A 15,933-nucleotide genomic window follows, 5' to 3' on the forward strand; every position below is an offset into this window, starting at 1 on the left:
ATCAGATAGAGACCTATATTATAGAGCGATTGATAATGCGGGGCTCATTCTTTTCTCTCAACACTATATTGCTAAACATTATATTCCAGATAGAAAAAACAGGAATAATGTGACTACAAAGTTACAAGCCTTTGACAAGCTTCTTTTTCAAATTCAATCGTATAATCGCTTTATCTTATTTGCTAATCATCCAGAAATTTCAAAACGTGCTAAACAAGCAAAAATGTATGCTTTAAAGAAAATTTCGGAAGAGTTAAATGAGCAAAAAGAGTACTCAAAAGCCTTTCTTTTTGCAAAAGAGGCATTGAGTACGAAGTTCAGTGTTAAATGGTCAATATACTTGGTCATGTTAAAACTAAAACAGATATTATCTACTATCTATTGATAGACCAGGAGGGCATTTTGCCACTTAGAATATTAAAGAATCCAACCGTAGTTTTTCCGTCAAAATATATTATTCTTGTAAGTCATATGAGAGCAAATACCTCTTTGTTGGGACACATTTTTGGTAGCCACAATGATATTTCTGGATATTATGAACAACATATTGGATATTATAGTTGGAAAAGCTTGATTCGATTAAAGTTAAAGTTTATTGAAGAGAACCCTAAAGAGTCAGTCAGTAATATTTATTTTGATAAAGTTTTACATAGTGGCCATGCAGTTCAATCTAAAGTATTTGATGGTTCCCATTCAACGTTATTATTTGTCTTAAGGAAACCAGAATTAACGATTAAAAGTATTGTTGCAATGTATCAGAGGATGAATAAAGAGCACCCACATGCTCAAATAGAAAATGCGGTTGATTATTATGTTGAAAGAGCCCAACAAATAGTAAAAATTGCAAAGGACTATGCACATAAATCAGATATTGCGTATATGGATGCTGAGGCCTTAATCGAGAATACAGATGAGGCTTTAGTGTCTATTTCAAGTTGGTGTCGACTCGAACCTGCGCTTACTTCTGAATATAAAATGTTTGATCTAACCGGAAAGAAAGTGGTTGGTGACTCTTCTAAAATGATTACTAGCGGTAAAGTAGAGAAAAGTGTACGTAACTACGATGAGATTCAATTAACTGCAGCACAACTAGAAATTGCGCAAGTAACTTATACAAATTGTCGTAATGAATTACTTGGAATTTGTGAAAATAAACAGATAGTTACTTCGTAGAGGTTACGATAAAAGTGTTCATTAATATCTAATGAACAATTAATATTTATTATTGAAATCAATGTAAGACCGTTTGTTAGATGTTAAATTTTTGTTTGATTGTCTTAATTGGTAACCTTACGAATGTTTTAATAAAAAATTCCACTTCATTAAAGTAAGATTTAACGGAATAAAGAAGAACGAGTGACACAGAAACATAAATGAGAACCCCTAAAATCACTTCAATTATAAGTGATATTACTGCAGGTAATACATTATTGAGAGTTGGCATTAGGTCAATGGTCACATACATAATTAATGAAGAAGTGAATGGGATTGATAAAAGTTTGAAAATTCTAAATAGCTGAAGGGGGATAAATCTTTTTAAATATATTAGGGTAACTATAGTGACAAAAACACCTAAAATAACTCTTAATAACGCGAAATTATGAAAGGTTATGAAAGGTGCTGCTGCAACAAAAACGACAATGGTAGTACCACCGATAATGACATCTAAAAAGAATGATTCTTTTACTCTTCCAAGAATGGTATAAACATGAGCGAATAGTGTGCCCAAAGTTCCTGATAATAGAATAAATGAAATCATTTTAACGATAGGAATGGCTTCTAACCATTGATTGCCTAGCAGTACACTGACTAAATTGGAAGAGACTGCTGAAATACCAAAAGCGATAGGAAATATGACCATACCTGTTGTAAAAATTGATTTTTGAACCGTGTCTGTGAACCTAGCATGGTCATCCAGTTGGTTTGACAACCCGACGTATAGTGGTTTCATCATAGGAGTAATAATCTGACCAGCAGGCAAGGTTGCAAGATCTTTTGATACCGTATAAATACCCAGTGCAGAAGATGAAAAAAACTTCATGATCAGTATGTTGTCAATTTTATATCGAATGGTAGAAAAGAAACCTTTAGCTAGCATCCATTGAGAAAATGCCCATTGATTCTTCCAATTWTCAAATCTAAATTTAGGTCGAAAACTGCAGGATAGATAGGTTCCAAGGACACGAACAGTGACTTCAATTAGTTCGGCAATAATAAATGCCCAGTAACTTTTTAAATAGAATGCTAGTGAAATCTTAACAACAAAAGCAACGATTTGAGAGAAAATCGTGACTTTGAACATTGGCTTGTAGTTTAGTTTTTTTTCAAATAAAAGCATTCCATTGTTACTTAAACTTGAAATCAAAGGAATAAACGCAGAGACATGAAGAACTGCTGTGAGCCTAAAATCATCAAAGTAGTTAGCGACGTATTCAGCGGAAAAATAAATTAAAAAGGCGACAATGCATTGCAATACAATATTAACGGACCAGGCGGTATCTAGCTCAACATCACTTATCGTTTCTCTTCGGAGTAAATATTCACTTGTGCCAGTACTTGATAAGACATGGAATATGCTGGTAATAATCATTGCAGTTGCAACAACTCCGAAATCATCAGGAGTTAAGATTCTTACTAAGATAAGAGTAGATATAAAGCCTATTAATCTAGCCAGCCACTGGCCGACGTATAGCCAAATTGAACTGCGTAACATCCTGTTTGCTAATGACATGTAACTACCTGAACACGTTTAAACATTCATCAAAATACTTGTGAATTGAGGAGCTATTGTAGCGTCGATTAATGGGTTTTAACAGGTCAATATATGTTTAAAGCTATAGTTAGGTCTATAGTTAGGTCTATAGTGATTGCTTTGATGCAAATGGCCTTGGTTTTTTTTTACAATATAGTAAACTTGTATTAACTAAAATCCCGCTATTTAATGATTGATTTTTAATCGATGAATCAGTCTTTACACTGACTAGATGGTGATTAATTGTTGTTCAAGGATGAAAATTGTAATGAAGCAGCTCCACATCTGTCACATAGTCTATAGCTTTCATGTTGGTGGCCTTGAAAAAATAATCACCAATGCGATCAACTCTCTTGGAAAAGACTTCACACATTCCATTATCTCTTTAACCGATATAGGTTCAATTGTTGATGATGTAAAACCGAATATATCTGTCTATCAACTGAAGAAAAGCGCAGGTAATGATTTCCGTATTTATCCGAAACTCTATAAGTTACTAAAGGATTTATCACCTGATGTCGTTCAGAGTTATAATCTTGCTACTTTTGAGTACCAATGGATTGCAAAGTTGCTCTCAATACCAGTACGTTTACATGCTGAACATGGGCGAGACAGCTATGATCCATATGGTGAAGTAAAAAAATATCAATGGATCCGAAAGATCTGCTCTTTTGCTGTTACTGATATTGTTGCTGTTTCTGCTGATCTCTACACATGGCTTATAAGTAGTGTAGGAATCAATCCTAAAAAAATGACATTAATTCGAAACGGTGTTGATACAACACACTTTTTGAAATCCTCTCAAACGTCCGACTTTATTGTTGGACATGTTGCTAGACTTCATTCAATAAAAAATCAGGCTATGCTCATTAATGCTTTTTCAAAAGCACAAGCATTGAATGAAGACTTTAATAAAAAAGCTAAGTTACAAATTATTGGTGATGGACCAGAAATGGAGAATTTACAATCTCTGTGCGCGTCATCTAGTCGAGCTAATATTCATTTTGAAGGCCAAAAATCAGACGTCTTAAAATACTACCAACATTTTAGTGTTTTCGCGTTATCATCTATTGCAGAGGGCATACCAATGACCTTATTAGAAGCTATGTCTGTGGGTATACCGCATGTCGTCACTAATGTTGGAGGTATTGGAGAAGTTATTATAGAAGGTGAGACAGGCTTTAGTTGTCAGCCAGATGATATCGATGCTTTCGCAGAGCATATGGTTACTCTATTTCTTGATAAAGAGTTAAGGGAGCGTATGTCATATAATGCTCGGAATCGTATAGAGCAAAATTTTAGTGAAAAAAGAATGTTAAGCCAATACAGTTCTTTGTATAGGCAATTATAATATGGAATCAATATTATTTGCGCTCTGCTTAGTTGCTCTTATATGGATTTGTTACCAATCATTGAAAGAAGACTCTGATAAGGATAACAAATGAGAGACATTGTCTTTTTTGTCGCTTTTTTAATACTTGCATACTTTGCAATGCGCAGACCATATATTGCTATGTCCTTATGGCTTTGGTCAGGTCAATTCGTACCAAGTCAATGGTTATATGGCTTTGCTTCAGGTTTTAGTTATAACAGTGCATTTGCCTTTATTACTATTAGTGGATATCTATTATCAAAAAACAAATTAAAAGTAAATGTTAATGGGGTTTTATTATTTGCTATTTCATTTTTTGTTTATACGATATTAACAAGTATTAATACAATAGCCTTTACCGAATTGGTTTGGATTGAGTGGCAGAAGTTCGCTAAAGTTTTTTTACTTTTCTTTTTTTCAATATTAATTTTGAAAGATCAGCATCATTTTAAAATGTATATATGGGCAAYTGTTTTTTCGATTGGTTTTTATGGCTCTATTGAGGGGCTCAAGTTTATTGCTTCTGGTGGTGGGCATAAAATTAACGGGCCCAACAACAGTATCTTATATGATAATAATCACTTAGCAGTCGCTATTATTGCAACAATCCCTATGATTATTTACTTAATCGGGGAATGTAAGGAAAAGTACATCAAGGTTGTGCTCATTGGCGCTACAATTACCTGTATTCTTGCTGTGTTAGGTACACACTCTAGGGGAGGGTTACTCGGCTTATTGATCGTAGGCGGATATTTTTGGTTACGCAGTGATAAAAAAATATTATCTCTGCTCGGTGTGATTTTCATCCTCGCAGTATCAAGTTCGTATCTACCTGATAGCTGGTTTGACAGAATGTATACTATCGAAACGGCAACTGAAGATACCTCGTTCATGAACCGTGTTAATTCATGGAAAATCCATACTCAAATGGCAATTGAGAGACCATTTTTAGGTGGAGGTTTTAAAGCTCCTCAATATGGTTTTGTATGGCGTTTGCTTGCTGAAGATCTTGATAAGTTTGATTTTATTCCAACGCCTTATGTAGGAGAGAAAGGGTGGGCTGCCCACAGTTTATATTTTCAAGTGTTAGGGGATCATGGCTTTATGGGCTTCTTTTTATATATAAGCTTGATAGGCTCTGCTTTTCTCTCACTTTCAAAAATTGAAAAACGAATGAAATCAATAAACATGCCTACTGCTTGGCAAGTTAAATTAGCAAAAATGCTGAAAGTGTCACTGTTAGCATTTTGTACCGGGGGCGCAGCGGTGTCCATTCCTTACATTGAGATTTTTTGGTCGCTGCTTGCCTGTACCGCAGCACTGCTAAACAATGTAAAGGGCATAACGGAGAAAGAGTTACCCCTAAGAGTCAATTCGGTCCATAAAGCCCTAAAAAGATAAGCGACGTTATTTAGCAATGACAGATTGATAAACCGCGCGATAATTTTCAACACTATTTTTCCAGTTTCGAGTGTTTTCGACAAAGTGGCGGCCATTCAATAGAATTTGTGGCCACTGATCTTTATTCGTAAATAATTGCTTAACTTTTTCACTTAGCGCGACTTCACTTCCTGCCTCAAAAAGGTAACCTGTTTTGCCCTCTTTAATTAACTCTTTATGCCCACCAACATCAGAAGCAAGTAATAGTTTATGTTGAGCCATTGCTTCTAAAGGTTTCAAAGGAGTGACTAACTCTGTGAGTCTCATCGGTTTTCTTGGATAAATAAGAAGGTCAACTAAGCTATAGTAATCATGTATTTGTTCATGCGGTACACGGCCTGTGAAAACAACAAACTGGTCGAGATTAAGCTCCTTGACCTGCTGTTTTAAACGATGTTCTTCAGGGCCCCCTCCAACTAATAGCACTCTAGTGTTTGGGTTTTCCTCTATTATTGAGGGGAGGGCAGCAATCAATAAGTCTAAACCTTCGTAAGCATAAAATGACCCAAGAAAGCCGAGTACATCTTTATCTTTAAGAGCGAGTTGTTGTAATAACGCTTCATTCTTATGTTCAATAACATTGAACTGTTCAATATTTACCGCATTGGGGATAATGGTAATTTTTTTTGCGTGAACACCTCTTGAGATGAGATCATTTTTTAAACCATCACAAATGGTAAAAACAGCGTCCGCATGTTTAACAACATGACTCTCCATTTTTTTTGTTAACTTATATCTAAGACTACTTTCCGTACAGCTACCATGATCAACGGCCGCATCTTCCCAGAATGCTCGTATCTCGTAAACAAAAGGTATACCACTCTCTTTAGAGGCTTTCATTGCCGCTAATCCATTTAACGCCGGCGAGTGGGCATGAATAATATCGGGTTGGTGCGCTTTAATTGCATCCATAATTCGCTGGTAAGTCGGTTTAACAAATGAGAGCTGATTTAGGCCAGGAATTTTGTCACGTAGACTTGGAATAATCGAAGAGCGATAAAATGAGAGACCGTCTATCATTTCGATATCTTGTTGAAACTCACCATGCTTAGGACTAGTGACATGTATAGTTTCGATACCCAACTGGTGTTGTTGTTTTAAAATTGAGCGTGTACGAAATGTATAACCACTGTGAAGCGGGATGGAGTGATCTAATACATGTAATATTTTCATGGCTATAACCTTGATTGCTAATCTAGTGCAAGTTTATGAGTGTATTATTTTGCTAAATAGCTGATATTGACCGTCAGAGGTATCGTCCCAATTAAAATTTTCAGCATATTGACGAGTTTGTAAGCGACTATAGTCAAGGTTGAGAACTTGGGAGATTCCAGCACTAATACTGGCGCTATTTCTATCGACAAGAACACCAGCAACTGGAGTGGTAACCACTTCAGGGGTACCCCAAACATTGGTTGCCACCACAGGCGTACCACTGGCCATAGCCTCTAATAATACATTTGCCCATCCTTCACGGCTTGAAGCAAGAATTAACGCATCCGCGGCACCGTAATAATTTGACAGATCAGCTTGAGACAAGCTACCAACAAAAATTACTCTAGTTGCAACCTTCAGATCAGAGGCCAATTGTTGAAGCTTATTTAAATCTGGCCCTGAGCCTGCAATCACTAGATAAGCGGTTGGGTGATCAACTAACGTGTTAATAATAAGATGGTGACCCTTTCTTTCAATAAGAAACCCTACAGACATCAACACGGGAACCCCAACAGGCAAATCAAGCTTCTTACGTAATTCAAGCTGTTGATCTTCATTATGAAATGAGAAGAGAGAGAGATCGACACCATTACGTAAAGTCGTAACGGATTGTTCAACTGCTCCTATGCTGATCATCTCTTGGCGTAACGCTTCACATACTGCAAGGTTATGATCTGCGTTATTCATCACTTTAATGATTTGATGTTTTGGTTTTTCAAAGGCGGGTATTAAATTAATATCAGTGCCACGTGCTGTAACGGTAAATGGAAGGTTGAACTTCTTTGCCACTTTCTCAATAGCAACACCATCTGGGTAGTAATAGTGCCCATCAATAAGATCAAAACGCTGGCCCTCATTAATAAGGAGGTTAAGCTGGCGCTCAATAGCAAATGCCAAAGTATGAGGGGTTAGCGTCATACCGACTTTCGGGATTACTAAGTACCTTGGGTGATAGACAGTTATCCCATTTCTAATCTCTTTAGCTGGAACCTTCGCATACTTGCTGTATTGCGGAAATAGAGAGGACTCAAATGGGAACCAAGGTACAGGCGCAATAACAGTATGTTCAATATCTGGGTATTTTTGTACTAAATGTTTTAATCGAGTTTCCACAAAAATCCCGTGTTTCGCTTCTTTCGAATTAGGGAAAAGTGTGGATATAGTAAGCAGTTTCATGGTTATTGTTTGTCCATAAACAGTGAAAACATAAGCAGGCACCATAAAGATGCCCCATGGTCTTTGTAGCCTTGACTATGATCACTGACCATTTTCTGAAGGGTAGCTTGATCAAATAGTCCGCTGTCTAACATTGAATCAGAAAGAACATATTTTGGCAGCGTGTGTTTTAATGAAGTTCTAAACCACGTAGAAATGGGCATACTAAAACCCATTTTAGGGCGATATAAAATATCATCTCCCACTAGGCTCTCTAGAGATTTCTTAAACGCATACTTACCTTGGTTTCCTTTAACGTTATTACTGCTTTGGGTATTGAATCCCCACTCCCAGAACTTGTGATCAAGCAATGGCGCACGCACTTCGAGAGAGTTAGCCATGCTGGCACGATCAACCTTAGTTAAAATATCTCCGACTAACCACGTCTTGGTGTCTAGGTACTGAATTAATTTCAATGGGTCTGTTGTTGGCGCATTTTTTCCATGCTGTTTGAGGATTTCTACGCCAGTATAACCATGTAAACTTTTTAAATATGAGGGGTGAAATAGAGCACTACGTTCATTATGACGAAGCTTCGAAATGGTATTGCCATAACCTTCAACCGCAGTCATTGCAATGGATTCGAAGGTGGTTTTGGCTCGCAGTGGTTGTGGTGCCCAGTCTGCTTTTGGATAGAGCTTGCCTAATGTGCCAAATATGGGTTTCCTAATCGCATTAGGTACCATGTCTCTGACTCGTTGTTCAGCCATGTGCATTCTATAGCGGCGATAACCACCGAAGAGTTCATCACCTCCGTCCCCTGACAGAGCCACTTTTACTGATTGTCGAGCCAATTGGCAGACACGGAATGTGGGTAATGCAGAGCTGTCAGCAAAAGGTTCATCGTATATGTCGATGAGCTTTTCAACCAAGCTAATGTCATTGGGGTCAACTATCTGAGACTTGTGATTGGTATGATAGCGGTTAGCTATTTGCTCGGCGTATTCACTTTCATCGAACGCTTTTTCATTAAAACCGATCGAGAAAGTATTGACGGGCTCACTATGTTGACCTGCCATCAAAGCGACAATGGCACTGGAATCAACGCCACCAGATAAAAAAGCGCCTAATGGGACATCCGACATCATTCTATTGGACACAGAAGTCGTTAAGCGAGAGATTAACTGTTCTTGGGTCTCCTCAAATGAAAGCGAGTGTTCAGAAAGTGTTAAATCCCAATATGCCGTTGTTGTAAATGGCCAGCCAGCACTATGATGAATGTAATGGCCTTGTTCAAGCTTGTGGATGTTTTTATAGGCAGTATAAGGATCAGGAATATAACCATACATAAAAAACTCTTCGGCCATCTCCTCTCGCAAGGTATGGTCTACATCCGGATGTGCTAAGATGACTTTTAATTCAGAACCAAAAATGAGTTGTCCACTCGAGGTTACTGTATAAAACAGTGCCTTTTTACCGAGTCTATCGCGAGCGATGAAAAGTTGACGACTGTTTTGATCCCAGACTGCAAACGTAAACATACCATCTAGTTTTTTAACACACTCGACACCCCACTCTTCCCAAGCATGAACAATGACTTCAGTATCTGACTCGGATGAGAAAACATGACCTTTTTGTTTCAGCTGAGTAACTAACTCTGGATAGTTATAAATTTCGCCATTAAAAACAATAGCAACACTACCGTCCTCGTTAAATTGGGGCTGATGACCACCCGCAAGATCGATTATAGAGAGGCGGCGATGTCCTAATCCAATATATGGGTCAACAAAGTAACCTTCATCATCAGGCCCACGATGAAATTGAACATTATTGATGTGCTTGAGTAAACCAAGATCAATTGGATGAGGCTGAGATAAGTTATAAATTCCAGAGATACCACACATTTTATCTAACTCCTTGACACCCTAGTTTATAGAGACTCATTACTAAGCAAATCACCAGCATAGCTGACTAATGATTGAAGGGATTCTAACTGGGTTGAAATCGCGTAAAGGTCGCCATGAGATTTCTTATTCGATAAGAGAAGTGAAGCCTCTTTAAGTTTGATTTTAGAGGCATTACTACTGCAGTAACCGTCAATACAATACCAGTAAAGGAGGCGAAGAGTATTTCCATTAAGGGCTTTGAGCGTAAGTAAAGTAGCACTACTTCTCTTATTAAGCTGTACACTTTGTTGACTCTCTTGTGTCCAAATAGAGTCGTCATAAAGCCTATTGTTGAAGCTAATAAGCTCCCCGTTAGGCTGACCAATTTGGTAACGAGCCACAAAAATAGTCGATAATTGGTTCGATGAGTGATAGACACGAGATATTTGAGCATCTGGGTAGCTGACTCCCCAATCAGAGACAGCTTGGCTTTCAAGAGGGACAAAGGTCGTTGAAGGTAAATGAAAATCGGCAGCGAGTGTACTTTCTTGATGCAGTGTGGACTTCCATATAGCAACACTACTAAACAGCACAATAATAACAGCAAGAGATGAGTATTGAGCAAACGCTGTCGAGGTTGGTACGCTGTTAGCTGATGAAGGCGGAGTAAGAGGTGGGTTATCTGCAAAAAGACCCGCAACATAAAAAATACAGAGCATCACCATACTAAAGAATAACCAGCCATAAACAAGATGGTCAGCACCAACGGCGTGTTCCATATTGGATAAGTAACCGATAAGGATAATACCAAAAGCACGCAGACTATTAGCAAATATTGGAAAGATAAAAGAGAAGACAACAAAGCAGCTACCTTTCCAAAGTTTACTGAAATTGAGGTAGGCAAATAAAGTACCTAAGGCGACACTAGAAATTAGAAAACGAATCCCTGAGCAGGCTTCAGCCACTTCAAAAGTCCCATTAGGGATATAGATATACAGCCCTTCACGGTAAACCGGAATACCAACTATTTGCAGGTAATAGACGGATAAATCAGCAGTGATATTTTGCAAGTAAGGGATTAATTCCTCACCAAACGGAATACAAAAGAGCAGGAAAAAAGTCGGAAACCAGATAACTCTAAGTATATATTTTCCAAGTGTTGCCCATAGGATAAGTTGAAAACTGAGAACTAAGGCAATGTGCTCGAAAAATGAAATACTAGCAGTTTGGCCGACGAGCCATAACAGAGCAGGAAAAGGCAATAAGGCAATGGCAAACTTAGAAATACGAACATTACTTACATGTAGGGATGACCGTAACCTCCAGATCAACCATATCGAAATAAGTGGAATTAAAAAACCATGTTCGTAGGTTTTAGAATGACTCCACACCCCAACCATGCTTTGAATTGACTCAAAAAAGAGAATCAACCAACAAGCTGAGGCGATAAGAAGTGGAAAGAAGGCTTTAAACATGCGACTTATCCAAAAATTTAAGTAACGGAGACAGTTTGGCATTCCAGCTGTAGTGATCCAGCAGCCATTGACGAGAACGGCAGGCAGGTTGGTGCTCATTCGATAGCTTATCAATTACCCATTTTGCCATTACTTCCGCAGAGGCGGTCACCGTTACTTCAGGCGTAGGATAATTATCTATCCCTTCAATGCCGAGATCTGTGGTGACGACTGGGCACTCCATCGACATGGCTTCGAGGATTTTGTTCTGTACACCCCGAGCGATTTGCATAGGTGCAACAGCTGCTTTGGAGTGAGAAAGGTAGGGGCGAACATCTTCAACGCGACCCGTAACCGTAATCCCTGTGCGTTGTGAGAATTGTTGTACTTGTTTAGTGGGTGATGAACCTACAATATAAAAATGGGCATCGGGAACTGAGCTGATAACTGTAGGCCATACATTATCTAGAAACCACTGCACGGCATCCACATTTGCCCAGTAATCCATAGCACCGGTAAATACCACATAATTCTGACTGTCTAAGTCATAAGGCTCAGCTAGGCGGTGAGTGATATCGTTAGAGAAAAATTCACAATCTATGCCATTTTCTAAGGGAAAAACCTTTGCTGCGGTCTGTGTATCAACCATCTGTTGAAACATGGTTGTTTCAGCGGGAGTAACAAAGCAACTGACATCAAATGTTGATGCAATCTGTTTTTCATAACGTGCGAGGGTACGATATTCACGGCGGTAAATTGCACTCATTACACCCTTAGTTCGAACTGAATATTGTAACCACTTATCGGAATCGATATCGACAAAATGAATGACACGTTTACTCAATTCATTATGATCCTCAACAAACTGCGCCATGCTGCTGGAGAAGACAAACGCCTTGGAGATACTGTGTTTACGTAATGTTTCAGTAACCCAACGCGACATATTTCGGTTAGAGTAATAGGGAACTGACTGAGCCTCACCTGTTGCAAACGCACGTATTGATTTAATTTTGCACCAAGTCGGAGACAAATTAAGAATAGTGCACTCTTCGCAAAACGTTTTAACCACGTCAATATATTGTTTGTCAAATGGGTCATCAATATAGCATCCTAAATAGACGTCATAGTGCTGCGACAGAAATTTTAGAATGTTAAACGATGCAATCTTATCCCCTTTATTCGGTGGATAGGGAATGCGATGACAGAGGTAAAGTAATGACTCTTTCATGATTTATCCCAGATACTTCGACAGAAAAGGGCCAATAAAGTTGGAAATAGGCAGCGGTAACTTCTTCCAAGCCTTAATCAGTAACTGATATTTTGGATTGTTGGGTGATAAATTTGGAAGAGATACTGCGTTAATTAATGCAATACGATAGTAGAGTTTTTGCTCACTAAATCCCCAATTCCTTTTGAATTTATAAGATCCTGAGTCTACTTTACTGCGTCCAAAATCGAAGTGTTGGCAACCACTCTCTTTGGCGTGGCACATCAGCTGATAATACATAAAGTCATGACTTTTATATTGCCTTGCAAGATCAGAGCTGCCAGCGTAATAAGGAAGTACGGTGTCTTGAAAATAGAAGTTCATAACACTGGAGATGGGCTGTTGGTCGGCATTGTAAATGACAACAGTTTCACAGCGTTCACCAAAATATTCTTTTAATTTTACAAACAGTAATTTACTGAAAACTGGAGTACCAAGGTTTCGCACACTCTGCGCATATAAATTGAAGCATACGTCGACATTATCCTCATTACTATAGATGAGGTCGTTTTTCAAAGAGTGTCGTACCACGGCCCGTTGTTTACGTTTAATGCTGGTTAAAATTTGCTCATTGTCATCAGCAATAGGAGCTGAAAAATTCGCATGCTTGCAGTGTAATTGCCAAGGTTCAGAAAACTCACACGGGTACTGATCTCTAAGTTCAACATAATCAACGCTTAGTTCACGGCCAATGGCTAATGCTTCATTTTCTAATTGGCGTCGCACATAGTCATTGTCAGCAAGAGTACCACCCACGGCACAAAATGGAGTCGAAATGAGAGCGTGACCAAACAACATACTTTTTTGTTCAATTAGAGGTAAAACACCGACTATCGTGTCATCTTGTTGAGCGATTAAGTAGTGTGAGCTGTGATTAAACACATCAGTAGCTATGGATGACCAAGCGGCATAATGAAAAAAAGAACCCTGTTCATGACCTTCAACATATCTATCCCATGCAGCATGAAGGGAGGGTTGAAGGTTATTAATGACAATGTTAATTGCAGGTTGTGATAAATGACTCATCGATTATGATCCAGTCCATAGGCTTGTGAAACGGTACCCCATTCGAAGTCTTTCAATAGGGATGATAATTTCCGATCAACAGAGTGTAAATTCAAGTAGTGACGAAACTTTGACTTAAATGGTGCATCTTGAATTCGTGGTTGAGCTGGGTCTAGTTCCCATGGGTGAAAATAGAAACTGTATGGTTGTTTTTGTGTAGAAACAAAGCGCGAAATTAGATGTTTGGTTAACCAATACGGATAAAGGCGAAAAAACCCACCCCCACCGATCGGTACACTTTTCCCCGCAATTTGCATCGTAGGGATAGGCAGTTCAGTAATGCCTTCCGGGCGAAGATGTTTAAACCTAGGCCAGTCAGGGGCACCATAATGATCATGCTCAACAGGGTAGGTGCTGCTACTAAATGTGAAACCGAGCTCTCGAAGGACTTCAAATGTCCACTCGTTACTTGGGTCAATGGAGAAACTAGGTGCACGGTAGCCATAGATTTGGGTGCCAGATAGCTCTTCGAGTAGCGATTTAGAGCGATAGACATCTTCTCTAAACTCAGCCACGGTTTGAGTATTGGCTTTTTGATGCATAAATCCATGACAAGCAAGTTCATGGCCTTCATCAACGATTTGTTTAATGAGCTCTGGGTGCTTTTCTGCAACCCAACCTAGAACAAAAAACGTAGCTTTACAGTTGTGCTGAGCAAATAACTCTAAAGCGAGCTTTGTACTCATTTCAACTCTGGAAGGGTATTTTTTTCCCCAATCAGAAATTGATATCTGTGAAGAAAAAGCAGCGACGTGAAAATAATCTTCAACATCAATAGTTAGTGCGTTCACTTTCAATCCTTTGTAAGTCTATGACGTTGAATATTAACGACCTTTACCAAATAAAATAATCTCTGATGTCCGTACCAGAATCAATAGATCTAAGAGCAAACTACGATGCTTTATATAATAAAGATCATATTTTAGTTTTTCTAACGCGTCTTCATCATTGCTTCCATAGGGATATTGAAGTTGAGCCCAGCCAGTTAATCCTGGTTTGACATTATGTCGATGTTTATAAAAAGGAATTTTCTCTGATAGCTCTTCAATAAATTTTGGTCGTTCAGGCCTCGGACCAACAAACCCCATCTCACCGCGTAAAACATTAATCAACTGAGGTAGTTCGTCAATACGATATTTGCGAATTATATTCCCGGTTTTGGTTATACGAGCATCATTTTTGGTTGCCCATTGAGCACCATCTTTTTCAGCATCTGTTCCCATACTGCGAAATTTGAATATTTTAAATGGCTTACCATTTTTTCCAATTCGAATCTGTGAATAGAGAATTGGAGCTGAGAGCCCATCTTCAACTTTGATAGAGAAAAAGGTAATTAACATTAGGGGCCAAGTTAAAACAAAGATAACTAATGAAAGGAAAGAGTTGAATATTTGGTCTGCATATAGTGAGTAAGTTTGTTGTGCCTTAAAACCACCACTGTGAATTATCCATGATGGATGTAGAAGATTAACTGCAATTTGACCCGTCTCTTTTTCGATAAAATCGACAATCTCACTGATTTGTACGCCATTCATTTTACAGGCAAATAGACAGTCTAAGGATAAGTTATTTCTGCGTTCGTCCGCGGCAATGACAATTTCATGAACTTGGCATCTTTCACAAAACTGTTCAAGAGGTTCCTCTAATACAATGATATTTGAAGAAGAGATGCCGGCATCACTATCACCATCGACAGCGACAAATCCTACAATTCTAAATCCGACTCTATCTGACTCTCTACGCATTCTTTTTTCGATAATACTTGCCCTGCGCCCAGACCCTAAAATTAGGACATTTCGTCTGCCAAAACTCTTGTAATTGATCAAGTTAGCGAACAGTCGTAATGAACACAAAATAAGCAGTGCCGATATAAATAACCACTCTCTGTGAAAGTAGTTAAAATATTCGAAAGGCGAGATCCAATAGACGAAGTTAGTTAGAAAGTAAGCAATTAACACTGCGCAAAAAATTCGAAATTTAATGCCTCGGCTACTCTCTCGAAGCTTATCATTGTAGAGTCCGACGGCGAGTAGGCAGGTTTGTGTGATGACTAAAAAGACTAAAGCGTGAACAACAGCATCAGCATTGCTGATGCTGGCAATTTCTGAAGTGTAAAAGTGGTTATAAAGCAGACAGCTAATAAAGAAAAGAGTGCTTAAAGCTATAAAATCTGCAATAAAAATAAACTTTGCACTAGTCTTTTTTCGGTAAAGTTTCACGACAGCCATGTCATATAAATCCTAAATAAACCTATTTTAAGTAAAATCCAATGTAACGAATCTATTGTATATTATTCTTCGAAGTAATACTTTAGCCTTATGTTATGC

General features: G+C 38.4%; 13 protein-coding genes. 4 read left to right on the plus strand and 9 right to left on the minus strand.

Features of this window, described 5'->3' with window-relative positions:
• Both L4C32_RS17700 and L4C32_RS17705 read left to right on the plus strand, forming a co-directional pair.
• Positions 1-385: hypothetical protein (locus L4C32_RS17700; protein WP_428198223.1), on the plus strand; the 385-nt coding region annotated here is incomplete at its 5' end.
• A 17-nt stretch (positions 386-402) separates the two neighbouring features.
• On the plus strand, positions 403-1,173 hold the full coding sequence (locus L4C32_RS17705; RefSeq protein ID WP_428198224.1) for a hypothetical protein: 771 nt from the start codon (positions 403-405) through the stop codon (positions 1,171-1,173).
• A gap of 76 nt (positions 1,174-1,249) precedes the next feature.
• On the opposite strand, the gene L4C32_RS17710 is transcribed toward L4C32_RS17705, so the two are convergent.
• Positions 1,250-2,731, minus strand: coding sequence for a lipopolysaccharide biosynthesis protein (locus L4C32_RS17710; RefSeq protein ID WP_428198225.1), 1,482 nt, complete (start codon positions 2,729-2,731; stop codon positions 1,250-1,252).
• 289 nt (positions 2,732-3,020) lie between these two features.
• On the opposite strand from L4C32_RS17710, the gene L4C32_RS17715 reads away from it, so the two are divergent.
• Positions 3,021-4,103 (plus strand): glycosyltransferase, encoded by a 1,083-nt coding sequence (locus tag L4C32_RS17715; RefSeq protein ID WP_428198226.1) that lies wholly within the window; start codon positions 3,021-3,023, stop codon positions 4,101-4,103.
• 90 nt (positions 4,104-4,193) lie between these two features.
• Positions 4,194-5,525: a putative O-glycosylation ligase, exosortase A system-associated gene (locus L4C32_RS17720; protein ID WP_428198227.1), complete on the plus strand. Its 1,332-nt coding sequence runs from the start codon at positions 4,194-4,196 to the stop codon at positions 5,523-5,525.
• A 6-nt stretch (positions 5,526-5,531) separates the two neighbouring features.
• Here the strand turns inward: L4C32_RS17720 and L4C32_RS17725 are convergent, their stop codons facing one another.
• Genes L4C32_RS17725 through L4C32_RS17760 form a run of 8 tightly spaced genes read right to left on the minus strand, consistent with a single transcriptional unit; the run spans position 5,532 to position 15,834 of the window.
• Positions 5,532-6,737 (minus strand): TIGR04063 family PEP-CTERM/XrtA system glycosyltransferase, encoded by a 1,206-nt coding sequence (locus L4C32_RS17725; RefSeq protein ID WP_428198228.1) that lies wholly within the window; start codon positions 6,735-6,737, stop codon positions 5,532-5,534.
• Between the two features lie 33 nt (positions 6,738-6,770).
• The gene (locus tag L4C32_RS17730) at positions 6,771-7,955 is read right to left on the minus strand and encodes a glycosyltransferase family 4 protein (RefSeq protein WP_428198229.1); all 1,185 of its coding nucleotides are present in this window, start codon (positions 7,953-7,955) and stop codon (positions 6,771-6,773) included.
• 2 nt (positions 7,956-7,957) lie between these two features.
• The gene (locus tag L4C32_RS17735) at positions 7,958-9,838 is read right to left on the minus strand and encodes an XrtA/PEP-CTERM system amidotransferase (protein WP_428198230.1); all 1,881 of its coding nucleotides are present in this window, start codon (positions 9,836-9,838) and stop codon (positions 7,958-7,960) included.
• A gap of 26 nt (positions 9,839-9,864) precedes the next feature.
• Positions 9,865-11,295, minus strand: coding sequence for an exosortase A (xrtA, locus tag L4C32_RS17740; protein ID WP_428198231.1), 1,431 nt, complete (start codon positions 11,293-11,295; stop codon positions 9,865-9,867).
• Positions 11,288-12,502, minus strand: coding sequence for a TIGR03087 family PEP-CTERM/XrtA system glycosyltransferase (locus tag L4C32_RS17745; protein WP_428198232.1), 1,215 nt, complete (start codon positions 12,500-12,502; stop codon positions 11,288-11,290). Before L4C32_RS17745 ends, xrtA begins: the two co-directional genes overlap by 8 nt.
• A 3-nt stretch (positions 12,503-12,505) precedes the next feature.
• Positions 12,506-13,567 (minus strand): FemAB family XrtA/PEP-CTERM system-associated protein, encoded by a 1,062-nt coding sequence (locus L4C32_RS17750; protein ID WP_428198233.1) that lies wholly within the window; start codon positions 13,565-13,567, stop codon positions 12,506-12,508.
• Positions 13,564-14,397, minus strand: coding sequence for an XrtA system polysaccharide deacetylase (locus L4C32_RS17755; RefSeq protein ID WP_428198234.1), 834 nt, complete (start codon positions 14,395-14,397; stop codon positions 13,564-13,566). Before L4C32_RS17755 ends, L4C32_RS17750 begins: the two co-directional genes overlap by 4 nt.
• Positions 14,398-14,430: 33 nt before the next feature.
• Positions 14,431-15,834 carry a TIGR03013 family XrtA/PEP-CTERM system glycosyltransferase gene (locus L4C32_RS17760; protein ID WP_428198235.1) on the minus strand — a complete coding sequence of 468 codons (1,404 nt, stop codon included), beginning with the start codon at positions 15,832-15,834 and terminating at the stop codon, positions 14,431-14,433.
• Between the last annotated feature and the right edge of the window lie 99 nt (positions 15,835-15,933).

This window comes from Aliivibrio kagoshimensis (assembly GCF_050337105.1).
Lineage (GTDB): Bacteria > Pseudomonadota > Gammaproteobacteria > Enterobacterales > Vibrionaceae > Aliivibrio_A > Aliivibrio_A kagoshimensis.